Genomic DNA, 21,189 nt, shown 5'->3' with positions numbered 1-21,189 from the left:
GGCTCGTGAGCGAGCTGAGCGAGACGAAGGGCGCCCGAGGACTTCGTGGAGAAGGAGAGAAAAATGGCTGGTGAAAGACAGGCTCGTCTGGCGGACCGCATCCGCGTGATCCTCGCCGAGCGACTGGAGAAGGGTCTGCGCGACCCGCGCCTCGGCTTCGTCACCCTCACCGACTGCCGCGTCAGCGGCGACCTTCAGCACGCGTCCGTGTTCTACACGGTGTTGGGCACGGAGGAGGAGCGCATCGCCAGCGGCGAGGCCCTCACCTCCGCGACCGGCATGCTGCGCAGCGAGGTCGGACGGCAGCTGAGTACGCGTCTCGTGCCGACGCTCGAATTCATCCCTGACGCGCTGCCGGAGAACGCCGACCACATCGGGGCACTGCTGCGCCAGGCGCAGGAGCGCGACGCCGAGGTGGCCAGGCTCGCATCGTCGGCATCTCACGCCGGCGAAGCGGACCCGTACCGCACCGACGACGACCAGGATTGAGGTTGGCGCGATCGTCTGATCGCGCCAACCGATATACAGCGTCGTTTCGCGCCTCACGGCCCACTTCGAATTGCTAGCCTCGGCTCTGCGGGATCGTGTCCCGCCGAGCTGAGGGGGATCGGCATCGTGGGTTCGAACGCGCATCACGATCGATCGATCGCGCCCTCCGACATCGAGGCGTTGATCGAACTGCTGCTCGCCGGCGAGCTGGGGTGTGCTCCGCACGTGGTCTCACGTCTGGCCGCCGAACTGAACGCCGACGCGCTGACGATCCGCGAGGTGGCGGGGCGACTGACACCGGCACAGCGACACGGGCTGCGGCCTCTGCCCAACCCGCTGCCGCTGGTGCCGGCCATCGCGCGGGCCTTTCACGACTTGATCCTTCCCGCGCGCGATCGCGATCTGCTCCTCGCGCTCTCGGTGTCGCTCGACGACCGGCTGGCCCCGCTGCTCGCCTTCGACGGGCGGTCCGCGGTGGAGATCGCTGCGGCACCCGTCGGACGACACCTCGTTCTGCGGGTGGGCCGTGCCCGCTTCATAGACCCGCGGCTCGCCATCTGGCTCCGAGCACGGACGGCCACCACCGTCGTCGGGGCCGTACACGATCGACTCAGCACGGTCTGCGCGGATCACGGCGACCGCGTGGGCGCCGACTGGCACCGAGCGCGCGCCTCGTTCCACGGCGACCCGGCGACCGCGGCCGAACTGACGCGCATCGCCCGGGAACTCTCCGAGGCGGGGCACCCGGACAGAGCGCTGCTGCTCGCCCGCGAGGCGACGAAGCATGCGGTCGGCGTCGATCGCGATGAGGCCTATCTCGTGGCGGGTGCCTCCTCCGTCGGCGCGGGATTCGCGGTGGAGGCCGCCGCCTGGCTCGGTCGGCTGTTCCCGCACGGGACGGAGCGCTTCCGGCTGCAAGGACTCGCAGGACTGATCACGGCACGCGCGCATCTGCATGGCACGGTGCCCGACGTCGACCCCGGTTCCCTGCGGCCTCGGACCGATGACCCCGACGACTGGTACTCGTGGGCGAGGGCCGCGGCTCTCGCTGCCGTGCTCTGTGCCGAGCGCGACGATCGTTCCGGCATGCGATCGTGGCTCGAGGCCCTCCGCGAGGGTAGCGCCCGGGTCGGCGCGGAGCGCAGTCTGCGTGATCCGGCCGTGGCGCTCGCCTGGCTGATCGCGGGGGAGCGGGACCGTGAGGACGTCTCGGGCTCCGGCCCGCTGACCGGACGCATGCTCCGCGGGCTCCGTGCGGCTCTGGACGGCGACGTCGACCGCGGACTTCGCCTGCTGGGCACGGCGAACGACGCGATGGAGGCCGAGGTCGACCCGCTCGTCGCCGGATTCGAGTACAGCCCTGTCGTGCGGGCGTACCGGGCCGTCGTGGAGGCGCTGCTGCTCTCCTGGCGCGGCGATATCGGGGTCGCGCGAGACCGACTCATCCGCGCCGCTTTAGAGCTCCCGATCGCGATGCCGTTCGCAGGTCTCGGGGTGGTGCTGGCGCGGCGTCTCGACCTCGCGGTCCTCGGGGCAGTCGGTCCTGTGTCTCGTGCGCTCACCGCAGCGTTCCCACCGACGGTGAAGATCGACCAGCTGCTGGACCGTGCGATCGAGGCCTTCCTCGCCGGGGACTTCGACGACGCTGCGACCTCGGTGCGCCTCTGGCTCGACCTGGGGGCACCGCAGACCACGTTCTCGGTACCCGGCCTCGACGAGGTCGCGCTGACGTGGGAGGCCGACGGTGCCGACTCCGGCATCGTCGCGCCCCCCGAGGTCTTCCTCGGCCACGAGCTGCGCATCCGGATCGCCACGATGACCGACGGACGATGGCGGACCGAGCGCGAGGAGGTGCACCTGGTCGCCCGCACTCTGCGCTCGCCCTTCGCCCGCGCCAGGGTCGAGGCGATGCTGGGGATCCAGTGCGCCATCCGTGACGAGCACGTCGTCGCACGCCGGCATCTGCAGAGCGCGCAGCGACTGTTCGAACTGGCGGGCGCGACCGCGTGGGCACGGTCGATCCATCACCGACTGGATCGACTCGACATGCTCGATAGGACGGGGGACGTGGCGGACCCGCTGGAGGCATGCCGGCACGCGTGGTCGCAGCTGCTCACCGCGCGCGAGCTCGAGGCGGCGATGCTGGCCGTGGGCGGCGCGGGCAACCGCGAGATCGCGGCGGCGCTGAACGTCTCGGTGCGCACCGTGGAGGTGCACCTCGGCCGTGTCTTCGCGAAACTCGATGTGCGCAAGCGCGTCGAACTCACCGCTCTCGCGCACCGGACGAACCAGCACCTCTGACGGTGGACCGTGCTCAGCGCGGCAGCGACAGGCCTTCCCCGTCGGCCTCTGCGAGTCCGTCGGCGATGAGGGAGTCGATCGCGCGGTCCCGCTGACGAGCGTCGGGCCATGCCGGCAGAACGGTGGCGAGGGGCACGGCCTCGGGGGCGGCCTCGCGCAGCAGGCGCAGCACCGCGCCCCGCGCCTGGCGATCGGAACCCTCGTACGTGGCCTGACGGCGCCGGGTGTCTCCCGTGTCCGGGCGGCCCGCGGCCAGCCAGGCGCACCTTTCGGCGAGAGGGCAGTCCTCGCACCGCGGAGAGCGCGCCGTGCACACGGTCGCGCCGAGCTCCATGGCGGCGGCGTTCACGACTGCGGCCTCGGCGTCATCCGCGGGCAGCAACGCCGCCATCGCCTCCAGATCGCGTCGCGAAGGAGACGCTGGCTGTGCGCGACCCTCGACGGCCCTGGCGAGGACCCGTCGCGTGTTCGTGTCGACGACAGGATGCCGGTCGCCGTAGGCGAACACGGCGACCGCCCTGGCGGTGTAGTCGCCGATCCCGGACAGCGCGAGCAGTGCGTCGACATCCCGGGGCACGGTCCCGCCGTGGCGCGCGGTCACTTCGATCGCCGCACGGTGCAGCCAGAGCGCCCGGCGCGGGTAACCGAGGTTCGCCCACTGCTGCACGACCTCCGCCGCGGACGCAGCCGCCATCGTCGCAGGAGTGGGCCAGCGGTCCAGCCAGGCCTCCAGGTGCGGGATGACGCGGGACACGGGGGTCTGCTGCAGCATGAACTCGCTGACGAGCACGCCCCAGGCACCGAACTCCTCGTGGAACGCGGCCCGCCGCCACGGCAGATCGCGAGCCCCGGCCCGATACCAGTCCGTGAGCGGCCGCATCGCCGATGGCGAGAGCGACGATGTGGGGGGCACTCCGACAGCCTAGGCGAGGACTCGGACAGTACCGGTGGCGTCGTAGGCTGGGGGGATGGTCTCGCCCGGCATCCTCCTCGTCGACAAGCCAGCAGGAATGACCAGTCACGACGTGGTCGCGCGCACCCGGCGGGCATTCGGCACCCGGAAGGTCGGTCACGCGGGAACTCTCGACCCGATGGCCACCGGGCTGCTCGTCATCGGCATCGAAGGGGCGACCCGACTGCTCACCTACGTCGTCGGCGCCGACAAGACCTATGTCGCCACGATCCGACTCGGCCAGACCACCGGCACCGACGACGCCGACGGAGAGATCCTCACCCGCGCGAGTCCGGAAGCATGGACGGCGGTGACGACCGAGGCCGTGGCAGCCGGTGTGGCATCGCTCACCGGCGAGATCTCGCAGATCCCGAGCGCGGTCTCGGCGATCAAGGTCGACGGACGCCGTGCGTACGACCGTGTGCGGGCCGGGGAAGAGGTCGTGCTGGCGGCGCGCGAGGTGGTGGTCTCCCGATTCGAGGTGCTCGCGCGACGCGAAGGCGAGGGACACCTCGATCTCGACGTGCTCGTCGACTGCTCATCGGGGACCTACATCCGCGCGCTCGCCCGAGATCTGGGTGCGATGCTCGGCGTCGGCGGGCACCTGACGGCGCTGCGCCGTACCAGGGTCGGTCCCTTCGATGTGGCCGACGCCGTCGTGCTCGACGACCTCGACGGCGCCGCCACCCTCGCGCCCGCCGAGGCAGCCGGACGCATCCTGCAGCCGCTCCACGTGTCGAACGAGGAGGCCCGCGACCTTCGCCACGGCAAGCGCCTCGGCGGCCAGGCGCAGCGGCTCGAGGGAGCGCTTGCGGCAGCGATCGACGACGAAGGCGCGCTGGTCGGCATCGTCGAGAAGCGCGGGGCCGATCTCAAGAGCGCGATGAACATGCCGGAGGCCGGTCGATGATCATGTGGCTGACGATCGCCCAGGTCGTGATCGCCGTCGCCGCCGGTGTGTTCTGTCTCACCGCCGGATTCGCGGGCCGGAGGCCCAGCGACTACACCGTCGGTGCGCTCGCCCTCGTCGAGGTGCTTCTCGTCGTGCAGGTGATCGTGGCGATCGTCGCGCCGTTGGTGGGCAACCCGCCGACCGGCGACCTGCTCGAGCTCTGGGTCTACCTCGTGTCGGCGGCACTGCTGCCGATCGGGGCGGTGCTCTGGGCGCTGATGGAACGCAGCCGCTGGAGCACCGTCATCCTCGGCGTCGCCGCTCTGGCGATCGCGATCATGCTGTGGCGGATGCAGGTCATCTGGTCGGTGCAGATCGCGTGACGCGACGGGTCCCCGCGGAGCTGCGCCACGTCGCGCGGCTCTAGAATGGAACGCGCTATGAGCTCCCTCGCCCCCTCCACTCGGATGACCGGAATTGGTCGTGTCCTCGTGATCGTCTATGCCGTGATGGCGCTGGCGGCCACGGGGCGCAGCTTCGTGCAGATCGTCCGCCGATTCGACGAGGCACCGCTCGCATACTCGCTCTCCGCGCTGGCCGCCGTCGTCTACATCCTGGCGACGCTGGCCCTCGTCCTCGCCCGTCGGCAGGGCTGGTACGCCGTGGCGTGGGTCGCGATCGTCTTCGAGCTCACCGGAGTGATCGTCGTGGGGCTGCTCAGCATCCTGCTCCCCGATCTCTTCCAGCACGAGACCGTGTGGTCGCTGTTCGGCCGCGGTTACCTGTTCATCCCGCTGGTCCTCCCGGTGTTCGGCATCTGGTGGCTCCGCACGCACCGGCCGGCGACCGCCGGCCGCCCGCTCGAGGTCGGCGCGTGATCGTCTTCCGCAGCCCCGACGAGGTCCCGCACGGTTTCGGGCCGAGTGCTGTGGCGATCGGCAAGTTCGACGGCGTGCACGCCGGTCATCGTGCCGTGATCCAGCGCCTGAAGGAAGCCGCTGCAGCATCGGGGAGCCAGGCGGTCGCCGTCACCTTCGACCGCAACCCGCTCGCCGTGCTGCGCCCGGACCGGTGCCCCGAGAACGTCGTCACCGTCGACCGCAAGCTCGAGCTGCTCGGCGAACTCGGACTCGACGCGACGCTCGTGCTCACCTTCGACGAAGAACTCGCCTCCCGCAGCGCCGAGGCCTTCGTCGTCGACATCCTGGTCGGGGCGCTCGGCGTTTCGCAGGTGCTCGTCGGCGAGGACTTCCGCTTCGGCCGGGGCGGCGAGGGGACTCCGGCCCTGCTGCGCCGGCTCGCACCGACACACGGCTTCACGGTCGAGGTCGTCGATGACGTCTACCTGGCCGGGTCCGAGCGACGCGTGTCGTCGACCTGGATCCGCGAGCTGCTGGTCGAGGGCGACGTCGAGGAGGCGGCTCGTGCGCTCGGGCGGTACCCGGACGTGCGCGGAGAGGTCGTGCACGGACTCAAGCGCGGTCGTGAGCTCGGATTCCCGACCGCCAATCTCTCCACGATCACGGATGCCTTCGTCCCGGCCGACGGCGTGTACGCCGGGTGGCTCGTCGATCACGACACCGGCATCCGGCATCCGTCGGCGATCTCGGTGGGCACGAACCCGACCTTCGACGACGTGCTCGAGCGTCAGGTGGAGGCGCACGTCCTCGACGAGACGGGCCTCGAGCTCTACGGTCACGACGTCACCGTCGAGTTCGTCCGGAGGCTCCGGGGGATGGTCGCCTACGAGGGGATCGAGAAGCTCGCGGCGCAGATCGCGGTCGATGTCGCCGACGCCCGAGTGGTCCTGGCGGCGCAGGCGTAGCCCTGGCCGCAACACGAAAGTCCCTGCGGACGGCGAGATCCTGCGTCGTCCCGGCGGTATGACGTAGACTGGACCTCGGTTCTCACCGACCCTCACGCGTCACGCGTGCATCGGCGGAAACCGGAACAACTGTCCGTACGGTCATGGCTCACGCCACACGCGGACATCGAGAACGGCCCACGGTTTCACGGAGATGCCGGGGCCTTCACGCTCAGGAGGAGCATGCCGACCACGGCAACCGCCGCCACGCGGCGCAAGAAGACGTCCCGTCGAGACGACGAGGCCCCCCTCATCCCGATCCTCGCGCGCAAGGTGCGCGAGATCGAGGCGAAGTCGCAGCGGGGAAAGCTCGGCCCGACGAACCGGGTCAAGTTCCAGGTCATCGCGTTCCTGGTGCGCGAAGAGCGCGCCAGGGTGAAGGCGGATGCCGAGATCGGCGACCCCGCCCGCGTTGAGCTGCTCAAGCGACTCGACGGCGTCGCCACGATCCTCGCGAAGACCGCGGCGCGCGACACATCGCTCATCCAACTCCTCGAGGCCGATCAGGCGACCTCCCCGGTGGCCAAGCGGATGCGGCGCGACTGGCTGCTCGAGTCCGGCGCGGAGCTCGCGCCGGAGGAGCTCATCATCGCGGATGCCGCGCCGGTGCAGATCTCGTCGGTCCCGGCGGCCATCGCCGAACGGCAGGTCACGCCGCCATCGGTCGAGTCGCGTCAGCTGGCCAACCCCTTCCTGGCGCCGGATCTGACTCCGCGCAGCACGTCGACCCCGCGCCGTCGCCTCGACGGCTGGGAGCTGATGGGCCCGCTGTACAAGGCGTTCGAGACCGGCGCCGGCGGGTCCGCCGCCACCATGGAGCTGCCGCCCGCACCCGAGTACGACCACCTCTCGCCCAAGGGCCTCGAGGTGATGGTGCACCAGTCCCGGTTCCTCGAAGCCGTGCGCGGCGGGCACCGGAGCTTCCTCCTCGCGGATGAGCCCGGTCTCGGCAAGACCGCGCAGTCGCTCCTCGCCGCCTCGATCGCGGGCGCCTATCCGCTGCTCGCGGTCGTGCCGAACGTCGTCAAGATGAACTGGGCGCGTGAGGTCGAGCGCTGGACGCCGCAGCGACGCGCCACGGTCATTCAGGGCGACGGCACCGACATCGACGCCTTCGCGGACGTGTTCATCGTCAACTACGAGATCCTCGACCGCCACCTCTCGTGGCTCGGATCGATCGGCCTCCGCGGCATGGTGGTCGACGAGGCGCACTTCATCAAGAACCTCTCCTCGCAGCGTTCGCAGAACGTGCTGGCGCTCGCCTCGCGGATGCGGGAGCGCACTCCGGGCGGGAATCCGCTCATGCTCGCTCTCACCGGAACCCCGCTGATCAACGACGTCGAGGACTTCGACGCGATCTGGCGCTTCCTCGGCTGGACGACGGGCGAGAAGCCGGGTCCCGAGCTGATGGAGAAGCTCGACGCGACCGGCTACACGCCCGCCGACAAGGCGTTCTATCCGGAGGCCCGCGATGCGGTGATCTCGATGGGGATCGTCCGTCGCAAGAAGAAGGACGTCGCGGCGGACCTGCCCGACAAGCTCATCGCCGACCTGCCGGTGCAGCTCGACGACGAGTTCGGGCGCAGCATCCGTCAGGCCGAGCGCGAGCTGGGGGAGCGGCTGGCCGCTCGCTACCGTCGCATCATCGAGGCCCGGGGCGATCGCGGACTGGCGCCCGGCGAGATCGACGACGACATCGTGCGCCTGGTCGCGCTGAACGAGCTCGAGGAGTCGAAGGCAGCGGGCACCGGCGGAGACAACGTCTTCACGATGGTCCGCCGCATCGGCCAGGCGAAGGCGCAGCTCGCGGCGGATTACGCCGCGCAGCTGCAGCGTTCCGTCGGCAAGGTGGTGTTCTTCGCGAAGCACATCGACGTGATGGACCAGGCGGAGGCGCACTTCGCCTCGGTCGGCATCCGCGCCGTCTCGATCCGAGGCGACCAGACGTCGACGGCCCGCCAGCAGGCGATCGACGACTTCAACGGCGACCCCGAGGTCGGGATCGCCGTCTGCTCGCTCACCGCGGCAGGCGTCGGCCTCAACATGCAGGCGGCATCCAACGTCGTGCTCGCCGAGCTGTCGTGGACGGCGGCCGAGCAGACGCAGGCGATCGACCGTGTGCACCGCATCGGGCAGGACGAGCCCGTGACGGCCTGGCGCATCATCGCCGCGCACACGATCGACACCAAGATCGCGGAGCTCATCGACCAGAAGCAGGGCCTGGCGGCGCGTGCGCTCGACGGCGAGGCGATCGACGAGAAGGCGGCGGAGCCGATCCAGCTGGCCGCGCTCATGCATCTGCTGCGTCAGGCTCTCGGCGGCGCGTAGGCGTCAAGAAGAGCTGTTCTTAACGCCCGTTCCGACGGTCGGTCGGGGCTCTCTGCCAAATTTGGGGGATATCGCCGGGAAGGCGCGTCAAGATCGCCCGTTTTCATCGGGCTCGAATGGCGTCCGGCAGTGCCGGGGCACTAGTGTCGATCGCAGGCAGCGTCGCCATTCCCCCTTTTCTCGAACGTCTGAAGGCACCAGCATGAAGATCGGCATCCTGACGAGCGGCGGCGACTGCCCCGGACTCAACGCGGTCATCCGCGGCATCGTGCTCAAGGGCACCACCACGTACGACCTCGAGTTCGTCGGCATCCGCGACGGCTGGCGAGGCATCGTCGAGGGCGACTTCATGCCGCTGACCCGGCACGAGGTGAAGGGGCTGTCGAAGGTGGGCGGCACGATCCTCGGAACCAGCCGCACCAACCCCTACGAAGGGGAGCGCGGCGGAGCCGAGAACATCGCCAAGACGCTGTACGGCCATAAGATCGACGGCATCGTAGCGATCGGTGGCGAGGGCACGCTGGCGGCGGCCGACCGGTTGTCGAAGGACGGCATCAAGGTGCTCGGCGTCCCGAAGACGATCGACAACGACCTGCAGGCCACCGACTACTCGTTCGGTTTCGACACGGCCGTGAACATCGCCACCGATGCGATGGATCGACTGCGCACGACCGGTGACTCGCATCAGCGCTGCATGGTCGCCGAGGTCATGGGCCGCCACGTCGGGTGGATCGCCCTGCACGCCGGCATGGCCGCCGGCGCGCACGTCATCTGCATCCCCGAGGTGCCGATGTCGATCGACGACATCACCGCGCTCGTGTCGAGCGCGCACGACCGCGGTCGTGCCCCCCTGGTGGTCGTCTCCGAGGGATTCAAGCTGCTCGGCATGGAAGAGGCCTACAGCGACAAGGGTCTCGACGCCTTCAACCGTCCCCGTCTGGGCGGCATCGGCGACCAGCTGGCGCCCGCGATCGAGCGCATCACCGGTATCGAGACCCGCGCCACGATCCTCGGCCACATCCAGCGCGGCGGGTCGCCCTCGGCGTTCGACCGTGTCCTCGCGACCCGCCTCGGGCTGCACGCCGCCGACGCGATCGTCGACGGCGCCTGGGGCCAGATGGTCGCGATGCAGGGCACCGACATCGTTCGCGTGCCCTTCGCCGATGCCCTCGGAGAGCTCAACACCGTACCCCGGTACCGCTACGACGAGGCCGCTGCGCTCTTCGGCTGATCTCTCAATCGGGGGAGCGAACCGGCGCCACTCGGGTCAGGCTTCGGCGACCCCGAGGGTGTCGAGGAGCCAGGCCAGCTCGAAGGCTCGTTCCTTCCAGGAGTTGTAGCGTCCGCTGACGCCGCCGTGCCCTGCGACCATCTCGCACTTCAGGAGCACATCCGAAGCGCCCGCCTCGCGCAGGCGCGCGACCCACTTCGCCGGTTCCACGTAGAGCACGCGGGTGTCGTTGAGTGAGGTCACGGCGAGGATGCGCGGGTACCGGACGTCGTCGCGGACGTTCTCATACGGCGTGTACGACTTCATGTACGCGTAGACATCGGCATCATGCAGCGGGTCGCCCCACTCGTCCCACTCGATGACCGTGAGCGGCAGCGACGGGTCGAGGATCGTCGTCAGCGCATCGACGAAGGGGACACCGGCGAGGATGCCGGCGAAGAGCTCCGGAGCGAGGTTCGCCACCGCGCCCATCAGCAGGCCGCCGGCGCTGCCGCCCTCGGCGACCAGACGATCCGGGGCCGTCACGCCCGTTGCGACCAGGTGCTCGCCGCACGAGACGAAGTCCGTGAAGGTGTTGCGCTTGTTCTGCAGCTTGCCCTCCTCGTACCACTGTCGGCCCATCTCGCCGCCGCCGCGCACATGGGCCACAGCGAAGATCACTCCGCGGTCGAGTTCAGACAGTCGGGCGACGGAGAACCCGGGGTCGATCGAGTGCTCGTAGGAGCCGTAGCCGTAGAGGTGCACCGGTCGTGTCTCCGAGCCGGGCTCGCCGAACGAGCGCTTCCACACCAGGGAGATCGGCACGCGTGTGCCGTCGGAGGCAGTGGCCCAATCCCGGCGCTGACCGTACTGCGTCGGGTCGTACCCGCCCAGCACGGCGACCTGCTTGCGAAGCAGCAGCTCGCGGGTCGCCGGGTCGAGGTCGTAGACGGTCCCCGGCGTGACGAACGACGTGTAGCCCAGGCGGAGGTAGGGGGAGTGCCATTCCGGGTTCCCGCTGACCCCCGCGGAGTACAGCGGCTCATCGAAGGACAGCTCGTCGACGGCATCCGTCGCATAGTCGAGCAGGCCGACCCGTTCGAGGCCTTCGCTGCGGTACTCGACGGTGGCGAAATCCCGGAACGCATCGATGCCGAGCAGACGTCGGCCCGGTTCGTGCGCGATGACCACGCGTCGATCCCCCTGCGGGGCGGATGCCGGCACCGAGACGAGCTCGAAATCGAGCGCTCCATCGTTGTGCAGGATGAGCAGACGGTCCTCGCCCTCGACGACGGCGTGCTCGAGGGAGTATTCGACGCCCTCGACGCGCGGCCACACCAGCCGCGGTTCGGCCGTCAGTTCGCCCTGGAGGTCGACGAGGTACTCCTCGCTGGTGATGCTCGACCCGACACCAATCACCAGGTACCGGCGACTGCGCGTGATCCCCGCCCCGAGCCAGAACTTCTCGTCCGGTTCGTGGAACAGCGTGACGTCGTCGGAGACCGGTGTGCCGATGCGGTGCAGCCAGAGCGTGTCGGGCCGCCAGGCCTCGTCGCGGGTCGTGTACAGGACGCCGGTGCCGTCGGGGGTGAAGAAGGCGCCGCCGGTGTTCGGGATCTCATCGGCGAGCGTCTCACCGGTCGTGAGATCGCGCACGTGCACCGTGTACAGCTCATCGCCCTCGAAGTCGGTCGACCACAGCAGCTTCGTCGCGTCGTCCGAGGTGTCGAAGGCGCCCAGCGAGAAGAACTCGTGGCCCTCGGCCTCGACGTTGCCGTCGAGCAGGATCACCTCGCCGGGGACGGGCACGCCGGCCTCGAGGCGCGGGGGAGTCCAGTCGTCGGGATCGGCCGCGGGCGCGGCAGTGGATGCCGTACTGGGCGCCCTCCTCGGTGCGGCTGTAGTACCACCAGTCGCCGCGACGGGTCGGTACGGAGAGGTCGGTCTCCTGCACCCGCCCCTTGATCTCCTCGAACAGCTTCTCGCGCAGCGGGGCGAGGTGCGCGGTCTGCGCGTCGGTGTAGGCGTTCTCCGATTCGAGATGCGCGATGACCTCGGCGGAGTCCTTCGCACGCAGCCACTCGTACGGATCGTCGACGGTGTCGCCGTGGTGGGTGCGGGTGGTGGAGCGGCGGTCTGCGATAGGGGCGTCAGTCACCGTCCCACGGTATCCCAGGTCGAGTTGACCGGCACGGGGCAGGGTGGGAGGATCGAGCGGGGCCGGTAAACGGAAGTCAAACCCACGGTGAACTCTTCGTTCGTCACGTCGATCTCGTCGACACCTCCTTTCTTCCTCAACGACCGAAAGCGAACGGTGGAAACCGCAGCCCTCATCGTCGTGCTTGTCATCGCGCTGGCACTCTTCTTCGACTTCACGAACGGGTTTCACGACACCGCTAACGCGATGGCGACGCCCATCGCCACCGGCGCGCTGAAACCCAAGACCGCCGTCCTCCTCGCCGCCGTGCTCAACCTCGTCGGCGCGTTCCTGTCGACAGAGGTCTCCAAGACGATCTCCGGCGGGATCATCAAGGAAGACGCGATCATCCAGGCGGGAGCGGATCTCTTCCTGTCCCTGATCTTCGCCGGACTCATCGGCGCCATCACGTGGAACATGCTGACGTGGCTGCTGGGGCTCCCCTCGAGCTCTTCGCACGCACTGTTCGGCGGCCTCATCGGAGCGACCCTCGTCGGTGCAGGCCTCGGCGGCATCGACTTCGGGGCTGTGCTGTCGAAGATCGTTCTGCCGGCGCTCATCGCCCCTCTCACGGCCGGCATCATCGCGTTCGCCGCGACGAAGATCGCGTACTCGATCACGCGCCGGTACGACGGCAAGCCCGACGGTCGGGACGGCTTCCGGTGGGGGCAGATCTTCACGTCCTCGCTGGTCGCACTGGCGCACGGCACCAACGACGCGCAGAAGACCATGGGCGTGATCACCCTCGCGATGATCACGATCGGCTGGCAGTCCGGTGCGCACCACGAGCCGGAGCTCTGGGTGATCATCGCGTGCGCCTTCACGATCGCGCTCGGCACCTACCTCGGCGGCTGGCGCATCATCCGCACGCTCGGCAAGGGACTGACTGACGTGAAGCCCGCGCAGGGCTTCGCCGCCGAGAGCTCGACCGCCGCCACGATCCTCGCCTCGAGCGCCCTCGGCTTCGCTCTCTCGACGACGCAGGTCGCGTCGGGTTCGGTCATCGGCTCCGGACTCGGGCGCCGTGGATCCACCGTCCGCTGGAGGACCGCAGGGCGGATCGGTATCGGCTGGCTGCTCACGTTGCCTGCCGCAGGTGGCGTCGGTGCACTCGCGGCGCTGCTCGTTGTCTGGCTCGGAAACTGGGGCGTCGCGATCGATGCGGTTCTCGCCGTCCTCATCATCCTCGGACTCTTCGCTCGTTCGCGTCGCAATGCCGTGACCTCCGCCAACGCGATGAGCGACGTGGCCGAGTCCGGCCTCGCGGTCGACCTTCCCGACACTCCGCCTCCCACGCGCCGCCAGCAGCGCATCGAGCAGGCCAGGGCCGAGGCGAAGGCGCGGGCCGACGCGCGGGAGAAGGCGAAGGCCGACGCCAAGGCGAAAGCCAAGAAGAAGGCTGCGGCCAAGGCCGCCTCGAAGTCGGAGAAGAAGTCGAGCACCGTGAAGACGGGCGAGATCGCGAAGCCCGTGGATGTCGACCGGGACGGGGATTCCGCATGAACGTGACCATCGACTGGGCGGCGTTCCTCCAGGTGTTCGTCGCCGCTCTGGTAGGGGCGACGGCCATCGTGACCTTCTACTCCGTGGGACTCCGGCTCCTCGTACGCAGCGGCCGCGCCCCGGTCGTGAGCCCGGCGGAGTTCACCGACGCGATCACCGTGATCTCGGAGAAGGAACTCAAGCGCGCCGCGAAGCAGGCGGCGAAGGCTGCCAAGAAGAGCCCGCTCACAGAGACGCAGAAGACGATCTCGCTCGTCGGCGCATACGGATGTTTCATCCTGTGCGCCGCGGCCGTGATCGCCGGCATCCTGATCATCGTCGTCGGCCACTGACCGGCGGCGAGGATTCGACGACTGCTCTCAGCGGAGCAGCCCGGCGACCAGGTCGTCGATGATGTCGTCGGTCGAGGTCTCCGGATCGATGGACGTCGTGAGCCGATCGAGCAGGAGCCCGTCGATCGCGTAGTGGAAGAGCGCGATCTCCCGTCGCCCACCGGGAAGCCCCGCATCGGCATTGAAGGCGACATCGCCGTCAAGGCCGGCCCGCTGCCAGGCGCCGAGAACCGCGGCGACCTCCGGGCGGCGGCTGCTCTCGAGGCGGAGTTCGAAGAGCGCGATCGTCACGTCACGGTCGGCGCTCAGGCGGCGCACGATGTCGCGGATGTAATCGGCGAAGAGGTCCGGCCCCGGCGCGCCGGCTGCGCGTCGCGCGAGGTCTTCCTCGCTCGGAGCGAGCCGTTCCCCGATGCGTTCGACGAGACCTTCCACCAGGGCGTCCCGACTGCGGAAGTAGTTCGAGGTCGTGCCGGTCGGCACGCCGGCTGCGACGTCGACGGCTCGATGCGTGAGCCCGCGGGATCCTTCTCGCGCGAGCACGGCCAGGCCGGCGTCCGCGATCGCTCGTCGTCTGCTCTCGTTCTTGGCCATGCCGTCATCCTATTGCGATCACTACACCCGCAGTAGTGCTGCGGAGCATAGGCTGAGGACATGTCCGCAGGAACCGGCAGCGAGTATGCCTTCGGCCGGCACCGGCCCGCGTCCCACGTCCTCATCCACGTCAGTGACCCGCACTTCCTCGCCGGCGGTGTGCGTCTGGCGGACAGGTTCGACGTCGAGGCGAACTTCGCGCGGACCCTCGAGGCGATCCGCACGGTGCATCCGAACCCCTCGGCCATCGTCGTGACGGGGGATCTCGCGGATCTGGGGGAGCCCGACGCCTACCGCCGACTGCGTCAGGCGGTGGAGCCGATCGCCGCCGAGCTGGGGGCACCGGTGGTCTGGGTCGCGGGCAACCACGACGAGCGCCCGGCCCTGCGCCGGGACCTGCTCGGTCTTCCCGCTTCGGCAGAGCCGGTCACCGGAGTGTGGGATCTCGACGGGCTGCGCGTCATCGCCCTCGACACGAGCGTTCCCGGTTGGCACCACGGTGATCTCGACGCGGGTCAGCTCTCGTGGCTCGCCGACCAGCTCAGCGTGCCGGCTCCGCACGGCACGCTGCTGGCCATGCATCATCCTCCGCTGCCGAGCCATGTTCCGCTGTTCGACATCCTGGAACTCCGTCATCAGGACGAGCTCGCCGAGATCATCCGCGGCACCGACGTGCGCGGCATCCTCGCCGGGCACCTGCACTACTCCTCTCACGGAACGTTCGCCGGCGTTCCCGGTGAGCGTCTCGTCGGCGACCTGCTACACGATGAACGTCGCACTTCCGGCCGCGGAGGTGAACGGGATGGATGCCGCACAGGCGTTCCAGCTCGTCCACGTGCACCCCGACACGATCACCCATACGGTCATCCCGGTGGACGGCGCAGCGACGGGGGATTTCTTCTCCGAGGAGTGGCTCGCGCAGATGGCGACGCTCTCGCCGGAGGGGCGCTTGGAGGCGTTCTCCCGTAAACCCCCGCGGTGAGCCGCGTAGACTGGACGCATCCCCCACTCTCACCCGCCACGACCCACAAGGATGTGACATGGCTTCTGCCGCGCCTGCCCTCACCCGCACCGAATCCGACTCCCTCGGGAGCATGGAGATCCCCGTCGACGCGTACTGGGGCATCCACACCGCCCGCGCCGACGCGAACTTCCCGATCACCAAGCGCCCCATCTCGGTCTATCCCGATCTGGTGGTCGCTCTCGCGATGGTCAAGCAGGCGAGCGCGCGGGCCAATCGTGAGATCGGGGTGCTGGACCCGGAGCGTGCGGACCTGATCGACCGGGCAGCACAGCGTGTGATCGACGGCGAGTTCCACGATCAGTTCACGGTGGGCGTCATCCAGGGCGGGGCCGGGACCTCGACCAACATGAACGCGAACGAGGTCATCACCAACATCGCGCTCGAGATGGCGGGCCGGGAGAAGGGCGACTACGCGTTCCTGTCGCCGATCGACCACACGAACCGCAGCCAGTCGACCAACGACGTGTACCCGACCGCGGTGAAGATCGGTCTCTCGCTGACCCTCCGCTCGCTCCTCGAGGAGCTGGACCTGCTGCGGCTGTCTTTCCTCGCCAAGTCGCGTGAGTTCCACGACGTCCTGAAGGTCGGCCGCACCCAGTTGCAGGACGCCGTGCCGATGACGCTCGGTCAGGAGTTCCACGGCTTCGCGTCGACCCTCGGGTTCGACCACACGCGGCTCACCGAGAACGCGTCACTGATGTTCGAGATCAACATGGGCGCGACCGCGATCGGCACCGGCATCACGACCCATGCCGACTACGCGCCCGCGGTGCTGAAGCACCTGCGCGCTATCACGGAGCTCGACCTGGTCACGTCAGCCGACCTCGTCGAGGCCACCAGCGACACCGGGTCGTTCATGTCGTTCTCCTCGACCCTCAAGCGCAACGCGATGAAGCTGTCGAAGATCTGCAACGACCTGCGCCTGCTCTCCTCCGGCCCGCAGGCCGGCTTCGGAGAGATCAACCTGCCCGCGATGCAGGCCGGCTCCAGCATCATGCCCGGCAAGGTCAACCCGGTGATCCCCGAGGTGGTGAACCAGGTGGCCTTCGCTGTCGCGGGTGCCGACATGACCGTCACGATGGCGGCCGAGGCGGGGCAGCTCCAGCTCAACGCCTTCGAGCCCGTGATCGCGCACTCGATCTTCCAGTCGATCACCTGGATGCGTCAGGCGATGTGGACACTGCGGGTGAACTGCGTCGACGGCATCACCGCGAACCGCGATCGCCTCGGTGCGATGGTCGGCGCCTCGGTCGGCGTGATCACCGCGCTCACCCCGTTCATCGGCTACGCGGCCGCCGCTGCCCTCGCCAAGACCGCTCTGCTGACGAACCGGAACGTGGCCGACCTGGTCGTGGAGGCAGGCCTGATGTCGCGCGACGAGGTCATCAAGCAGCTCTCGCCCGCTCGTCTCTCCGGGCTCGAGGCCATCACCGCCGCCATCCCGGTGATCACGCCGGAGGATCTCGTCGAGATCTGATCGGTCTGCACGACCGACGCCCGCACGAAGAAGGGGACGGATGCGAGCTGCATCCGTCCCCTTCGCGTTCGCGCCGGACGAGGTCAGTCGTTGACGCGGCAGTAGGTGGTGAGTTCGCCGAGGCCGTCGATCCCGACGGTCACGGTCGAGTGGTCCTGGAGGAAGATCTGCGGATCGCGGGAGTACCCCGCCCCGCCGGGGCTGCCCGTCGAGATCAGAGTGCCCGGCAGGAGGGTGATCGACTGCGAGAGGTGGGCGATCAGCTTCGCGACCGACCTCACCATCTGTCCGGTGCTGGCGTCCTGCACCGTGGCGCCGTCGACGACGGCCCAGATGTGCAGGTCCTGCGGGTCGGCGACCTCGTCGGCCGTGACGGCGAACGGCCCGGTGGGGGTGAAGCCGTCGAACGACTTGCAGCGGGACCACTGCGCCTCGGCGAACTGGATGTTCCGAGCGGTGATGTCGTTGACGACCGTGTAACCCCAGACGTGGTCGAGCGCATCGGCCTCGGTGACGTCCTTCGCCGGGGCGCCGATCAGTACACCGAGCTCGGCCTCGTAGTCGACGGCCTCGCTGAGTGAGCGGCTCCAGGAGGTGATCTGCTCGTGCCCGTTGAGGGAGTTCGGCCACAGGGTGAACACCGTCGGCGCAGCGTCGGTCTTGAGCCCGAGCTCGCTCGAGTGCGCGGCGTAGTTGAGGCCCACGGCGAGCACCGCCGGGGGAGCGAGGACCGCAGAGTCGAAGGTCCAGTCGCCGAGCGGATGCCGAGGGGCCGCACCTGCCGCGAGCGCTGCGCGGAGCTCGTCGAGCACGCCGTCTCCTCTCTCGATCAGCTTCTGCAGAGTGGCAGGAGCGTCGTTGAGGAGATCAGAGACGAGGATGGCGTCCGTGTCCTGCACCACGGCGAGAACCGCGTGGGGGGAGTCGGGACGGCGCAGATGAGCGAACCGCATGGTTCTACGCTACCGGGTGGTGGGGGATCGGCGTGTGGAGGTGTCCGCCATAAGGGGGCGATGACGCTTGTGCCCCATATGCTTTGGCTATGAGTTTCGGAGGACCTCCCCAGCCGCCACAGCCGCAGCAGCCCACGCCGTACACGCCTCCCTCACCGCAGCCGACTCCGCCGCAGTACTCCGCGCCGCAGTACGCGCGCTCCCCGTACACGCCGGCGCAGTTCTCGCAGCAGCCGACGTACGCGTCGGCCCTGGCGCAGCCGACCCCGTACACGCCACCCGCCCCTGTCGCTCCTTCGCCGGCCGCCTCGCTGCCGGCGCTGCCCGTGCCTACGAAGAAGGGGCGCTCGGTCTCGCTGTGGCTGTTCGCCTTCCTGGGCTTCCTGCTGCTCGCGCTGATCGGATATTTCGGCTGGGCATTGGGTCCACTGGCATCCGTGATCGGACTCGTGCTCGCGCTGATCCCGCTCGCGATCGTCTTCCTCGGAGTTCGGATGATCGACCGGTGGGAGCCCGAGCCCAAACGCCTGGTGGTCTTCGCCATCGCGTGGGGGGCCATCGCGGCGATCGGGCTCACCCTGCTCGTCGACATCGGCCTCACGCTGCTGCTGGGCGTGCGGGACGATGCGTTCTCCGCCGTGGTGCAGGCGCCGATCGTCGAGGAGTTCTGGAAGGGGCTGGGTGTCTTCCTCGTCTTCCTCGTGGCCCGTCGCGCCTTCGACGGACCCGTCGACGGTGTCGTGTACGGCGCTCTGGTAGGCGCCGGTTTCGCCTTCACCGAGAACATCCAGTACTTCGCGATCAGCCTGATCGAGGGCGGCGGAGAGCAGCTCACGGTGACGTTCGTGGTGCGAGCGCTGCTGTCGCCGTTCGCACACGCCATGTTCACCTCGCTCACCGGTTTCGCCATCGGTCTCGCCGCGCGACGTCATGGCTCGGCGGGCGCCGCGCTCGGCGCCGGGCTGCTCGGGATGCTCGGAGCGATCCTGCTGCACGGACTGTGGAACGGCTCTGCGACGTTCGCCGACTTCTTCGGGCTGTACTTCACCCTCCAGGTGCCGCTCTTCGTCGGCTTCATCATCGGGATCATCGCGTTGCGGCGGGAGGAGTCGCGGCTCACCAAGGCGCGCCTCGGCGACTACGCCGCGGCCGGATGGTTCACGCCGGAGGAGGTCACCATGCTGGCGACGCCGGCCGGACGCAAGGTCGGTCTCACGTGGGCCAGGCAGCTGCGCGGCGATCGTCGTCCGCTGATGAAGGAGTTCATCAAGGATGCGACGGCGCTGGCCTCGGTGCGGCAGCGGGCGATCACCGGCCGCGACCCGCTCGCCGCCGAGGATGAGCGGGCACTGCTGATCCGCACGAGGGCGACGAGAGCGGCGCTGCTGGCCTACTGACGGCAAGACTCAGCGCCCGGTGCTGCGGCGATGCCTGCTAGTCTCCCGGGCGCTGAGTTGGTCTGTAAACAGGGTGCACCCGCCCCCGCGGGGTGTCAAGGGCTTGTTGCGCGCCGTCGAGTCCGGGCGTCCGCTCAGATGCCTTCGACGATCACGTCGAGGGCGACACCGGCGCAGGTGACACGCGGAAGATCAGCCAGACGGCTGCCGCGTACTGAGTCCCCGGTGGCGCAACGGGTGTCGGTGGAGACGATCACGCGGCCGACGCCGTTGATCAGCGTCACCTCGTGGCCGAGGGCCGCAAAACGCGGCGTCAGGTCGTGCTCCACCGATGCGACGAGCAGGTCGAGGCCGGCCACGCCGATCCGTTCCCCGTCGACCGCCGCGGGCGCGGCGATGGTCATCGTGTAGTCGTCGCTGCAGAGGTAGTCGACATAGGGTCCTGCGATGTGCGGCTCGCCCGTCGCCATCGGCACCCGGTACCACTCGAGCGCGCTGTAGTCGATGTTCTCCTTGTTGACCGATTGCGCGGCGAGCACGAGCTGCCTGCGGTCCTCGCCCTGCCACCACGCGAGGTGACTGTGCGCGTCGGCGAGCAGATCGATGGCGGCGATGAACCCCGCGCCGTACACGGGCACGTCGGTCAGGCTCAGCGTGGCCAGGGCGTGGGGCTCGACAAGCGCGTCGATCCTCGCGCTGGTGAGCGGACCGGAGCGTCTGGCCGCTGCGACCTGCTCAGCGAAGGGGGTCACCCAGGCGAGCAGGCTCCTGATCGGGGAGGCGAAGTACTCCTCGACGATCGTTGCCGCATCGCGGGCAGCCGTGTCAGTTCCCGTTGTCATGTGTCGGCCTTCAGTCGGACTTGGAGCTGGATGAGGGCGGTCGACGGTCTCGAGCACCATGGTCTCCGTGCGCGCGCTCGCCGCTTCGGGGTCGGCGGCCTCGACCGCGTCGATCACCGAGCGGAGGTGCTCGGCCTGTCGCACGCACCCCTCGTCCGCGTGCGCGACGAGCCGGAGAAAGGGGGAGATCTCGCCCTGCAGCTTCATCTGCTCTCGAGTGAGCCGCGCCGATTGGCTGAGAGCGACCAGCTCGATCTGCACGTCGTCGAGCAGCCGCCGCCGGGCGTCGCCGTCGAGTTCGCCGACATGCTCCATGCGTCGGCGCACCTGCCGAGCCTCCGAGGCGTCCGCTCGGCGAGCGGCGAGTCGCACGCAGGCACCGGTGATGGCGGCGTAATGAGCGCCCATGTCGCGCAGTGCGACCCGGGAGGTCTTGCGGACGGCCTCCCGGGCGAACGAGAGCGGATCCGCGTGCTGAGCGACGAAGCTGCCCCCGTTCCGTCCGCGACGGGTGATGACGAGCCCTCGTTCCCTGAGAGCGAGGAGGGCCTCCCGCACGGTCACCGGGGCGACGCCGAGACTCTTCGAGAGGTCGGCCTCCGTGGGGAGCCGCTCGCCTGCGCTCAGGTGGCCGCGGGTGATCGCATCGACCAGTCGGCGCTCCACGAGCTCGGCCCTGCCCTCATCGCCGATCGGCTGGAACAGCACTCCCTGCAGACGATGCGGGCGTCGCGGCTCGGCGGCCTCGATGGGTGCCGGCGCGAGGGGATCGACGGCCCTTTGCGAGGTCGACATCGATTCCATGCTTCGATTCTCGCACCAAGGTTGCCCTTA

General features: G+C 69.2%; 16 protein-coding genes and 2 pseudogenes. 13 read left to right on the top strand and 5 right to left on the bottom strand.

The genetic code is table 11. The features are described from left to right. Positions 1–63: 63 nt before the first annotated feature. Together rbfA and QFZ21_RS03960 are read left to right on the top strand one after the other, a co-directional pair. The gene (gene rbfA / locus QFZ21_RS03965) at positions 64–489 is read left to right on the top strand and encodes a 30S ribosome-binding factor RbfA (protein WP_307374636.1); all 426 of its coding nucleotides are present in this window, start codon (positions 64–66) and stop codon (positions 487–489) included. A 126-nt stretch (positions 490–615) separates the two neighbouring features. Further along, complete coding sequence (locus QFZ21_RS03960) at positions 616–2,790, top strand: response regulator transcription factor (protein WP_307374634.1); 2,175 nt, start codon at positions 616–618, stop codon at positions 2,788–2,790. Positions 2,791–2,803: 13 nt separating this feature from the next. Here QFZ21_RS03960 and QFZ21_RS03955 read toward each other — a convergent pair whose 3' ends face one another. Beyond that, positions 2,804–3,670, bottom strand: coding sequence for an A/G-specific adenine glycosylase (locus QFZ21_RS03955; protein WP_307381199.1), 867 nt, complete (start codon positions 3,668–3,670; stop codon positions 2,804–2,806). A gap of 88 nt (positions 3,671–3,758) precedes the next feature. On the opposite strand from QFZ21_RS03955, the gene truB reads away from it, so the two are divergent. From truB to QFZ21_RS03925, 6 genes are all read left to right on the top strand, one after another. Beyond that, a complete protein-coding gene (gene truB, locus QFZ21_RS03950) occupies positions 3,759–4,652 on the top strand; it encodes a tRNA pseudouridine(55) synthase TruB (RefSeq protein WP_307374632.1) in 894 nt (297 codons plus the stop codon). Then, the gene (locus QFZ21_RS03945; RefSeq protein WP_307374630.1) at positions 4,649–5,017 is read left to right on the top strand and encodes a hypothetical protein; all 369 of its coding nucleotides are present in this window, start codon (positions 4,649–4,651) and stop codon (positions 5,015–5,017) included. The genes truB and QFZ21_RS03945 overlap by 4 nt, the downstream gene beginning before the upstream one ends. A gap of 57 nt (positions 5,018–5,074) precedes the next feature. Then, positions 5,075–5,512, top strand: a complete 438-nt coding sequence (locus QFZ21_RS03940) for a hypothetical protein (RefSeq protein WP_307374628.1) — start codon at positions 5,075–5,077, stop codon at positions 5,510–5,512. Further along, positions 5,509–6,459, top strand: a complete 951-nt coding sequence (locus tag QFZ21_RS03935) for a bifunctional riboflavin kinase/FAD synthetase (RefSeq protein ID WP_307374626.1) — start codon at positions 5,509–5,511, stop codon at positions 6,457–6,459. Before QFZ21_RS03940 ends, QFZ21_RS03935 begins: the two co-directional genes overlap by 4 nt. Before the next feature lie 222 nt (positions 6,460–6,681). Next, positions 6,682–8,826: a DEAD/DEAH box helicase gene (locus QFZ21_RS03930; RefSeq protein ID WP_307374625.1), complete on the top strand. Its 2,145-nt coding sequence runs from the start codon at positions 6,682–6,684 to the stop codon at positions 8,824–8,826. Positions 8,827–9,028: 202 nt separating this feature from the next. Further along, the gene (locus QFZ21_RS03925) at positions 9,029–10,057 is read left to right on the top strand and encodes a 6-phosphofructokinase (RefSeq protein WP_307374623.1); all 1,029 of its coding nucleotides are present in this window, start codon (positions 9,029–9,031) and stop codon (positions 10,055–10,057) included. Between the two features lie 36 nt (positions 10,058–10,093). On the opposite strand, the pseudogene QFZ21_RS03920 reads toward QFZ21_RS03925, so the two are convergent. Continuing rightward, a pseudogene (locus tag QFZ21_RS03920) lies at positions 10,094–12,194 on the bottom strand (S9 family peptidase). A 156-nt stretch (positions 12,195–12,350) separates the two neighbouring features. Between QFZ21_RS03920 and QFZ21_RS03915 the strand changes: the two are divergent. Continuing rightward, entirely contained in the window at positions 12,351–13,736 is a 1,386-nt protein-coding gene (locus tag QFZ21_RS03915; protein ID WP_307374621.1) for an inorganic phosphate transporter, read from the top strand. Then, positions 13,733–14,068, top strand: a complete 336-nt coding sequence (locus QFZ21_RS03910) for a peptidase (protein WP_307374619.1) — start codon at positions 13,733–13,735, stop codon at positions 14,066–14,068. Before QFZ21_RS03915 ends, QFZ21_RS03910 begins: the two co-directional genes overlap by 4 nt. 27 nt (positions 14,069–14,095) lie before the next feature. Here the strand turns inward: QFZ21_RS03910 and QFZ21_RS03905 are convergent, their stop codons facing one another. Further along, positions 14,096–14,662, bottom strand: coding sequence for a TetR/AcrR family transcriptional regulator (locus QFZ21_RS03905; RefSeq protein ID WP_307374617.1), 567 nt, complete (start codon positions 14,660–14,662; stop codon positions 14,096–14,098). A 60-nt stretch (positions 14,663–14,722) separates the two neighbouring features. Between QFZ21_RS03905 and QFZ21_RS03900 the strand changes: the two are divergent. Together QFZ21_RS03900 and QFZ21_RS03895 are read left to right on the top strand one after the other, a co-directional pair. Next, positions 14,723–15,644, top strand: a pseudogene (locus tag QFZ21_RS03900) (phosphodiesterase). A gap of 58 nt (positions 15,645–15,702) precedes the next feature. Then, entirely contained in the window at positions 15,703–17,163 is a 1,461-nt protein-coding gene (locus QFZ21_RS03895) for an aspartate ammonia-lyase (RefSeq protein ID WP_307374615.1), read from the top strand. 83 nt (positions 17,164–17,246) lie between these two features. Here QFZ21_RS03895 and QFZ21_RS03890 read toward each other — a convergent pair whose 3' ends face one another. Continuing rightward, the gene (locus QFZ21_RS03890) at positions 17,247–18,116 is read right to left on the bottom strand and encodes a fumarylacetoacetate hydrolase family protein (RefSeq protein WP_307374614.1); all 870 of its coding nucleotides are present in this window, start codon (positions 18,114–18,116) and stop codon (positions 17,247–17,249) included. An 89-nt stretch (positions 18,117–18,205) separates the two neighbouring features. Between QFZ21_RS03890 and QFZ21_RS03885 the strand changes: the two genes are divergently transcribed. Then, positions 18,206–19,513 (top strand): PrsW family intramembrane metalloprotease, encoded by a 1,308-nt coding sequence (locus tag QFZ21_RS03885; protein ID WP_307374613.1) that lies wholly within the window; start codon positions 18,206–18,208, stop codon positions 19,511–19,513. Positions 19,514–19,647: 134 nt separating this feature from the next. On the opposite strand, the gene QFZ21_RS03880 is transcribed toward QFZ21_RS03885, so the two are convergent. Then, positions 19,648–21,150: a GntR family transcriptional regulator gene (locus tag QFZ21_RS03880; protein ID WP_307374611.1), complete on the bottom strand. Its 1,503-nt coding sequence runs from the start codon at positions 21,148–21,150 to the stop codon at positions 19,648–19,650. Positions 21,151–21,189: the final 39 nt, after the last annotated feature.

Source organism: Microbacterium sp. W4I20, from assembly GCF_030816505.1.
In the GTDB taxonomy this organism is placed as follows: domain Bacteria; phylum Actinomycetota; class Actinomycetes; order Actinomycetales; family Microbacteriaceae; genus Microbacterium.
This window is presented reverse-complemented; position numbering and strand designations above follow the sequence as displayed.

Bases quoted from the DNA above. Each gene is read 5' to 3' on its own strand.
- QFZ21_RS03930 (WP_307374625.1), top strand. From the start codon at position 6,682: ATGCCGACCACGGCAACCGCCGCCACGCGGCGCAAGAAGACGTCCCGT.
- QFZ21_RS03880 (WP_307374611.1), bottom strand. From the start codon at position 21,150: ATGTCGACCTCGCAAAGGGCCGTCGATCCCCTCGCGCCGGCACCCATC.
- QFZ21_RS03890 (WP_307374614.1), bottom strand. From the start codon at position 18,116: ATGCGGTTCGCTCATCTGCGCCGTCCCGACTCCCCCCACGCGGTTCTC.
- QFZ21_RS03895 (WP_307374615.1), top strand. From the start codon at position 15,703: ATGGCTTCTGCCGCGCCTGCCCTCACCCGCACCGAATCCGACTCCCTC.
- QFZ21_RS03940 (WP_307374628.1), top strand. From the start codon at position 5,075: ATGAGCTCCCTCGCCCCCTCCACTCGGATGACCGGAATTGGTCGTGTC.
- rbfA (WP_307374636.1), top strand. From the start codon at position 64: ATGGCTGGTGAAAGACAGGCTCGTCTGGCGGACCGCATCCGCGTGATC.
- QFZ21_RS03905 (WP_307374617.1), bottom strand. From the start codon at position 14,662: ATGGCCAAGAACGAGAGCAGACGACGAGCGATCGCGGACGCCGGCCTG.
- truB (WP_307374632.1), top strand. From the start codon at position 3,759: ATGGTCTCGCCCGGCATCCTCCTCGTCGACAAGCCAGCAGGAATGACC.
- QFZ21_RS03945 (WP_307374630.1), top strand. From the start codon at position 4,649: ATGATCATGTGGCTGACGATCGCCCAGGTCGTGATCGCCGTCGCCGCC.
- QFZ21_RS03910 (WP_307374619.1), top strand. From the start codon at position 13,733: ATGAACGTGACCATCGACTGGGCGGCGTTCCTCCAGGTGTTCGTCGCC.
- QFZ21_RS03885 (WP_307374613.1), top strand. From the start codon at position 18,206: ATGAGTTTCGGAGGACCTCCCCAGCCGCCACAGCCGCAGCAGCCCACG.
- QFZ21_RS03925 (WP_307374623.1), top strand. From the start codon at position 9,029: ATGAAGATCGGCATCCTGACGAGCGGCGGCGACTGCCCCGGACTCAAC.
- QFZ21_RS03955 (WP_307381199.1), bottom strand. From the start codon at position 3,670: ATGCGGCCGCTCACGGACTGGTATCGGGCCGGGGCTCGCGATCTGCCG.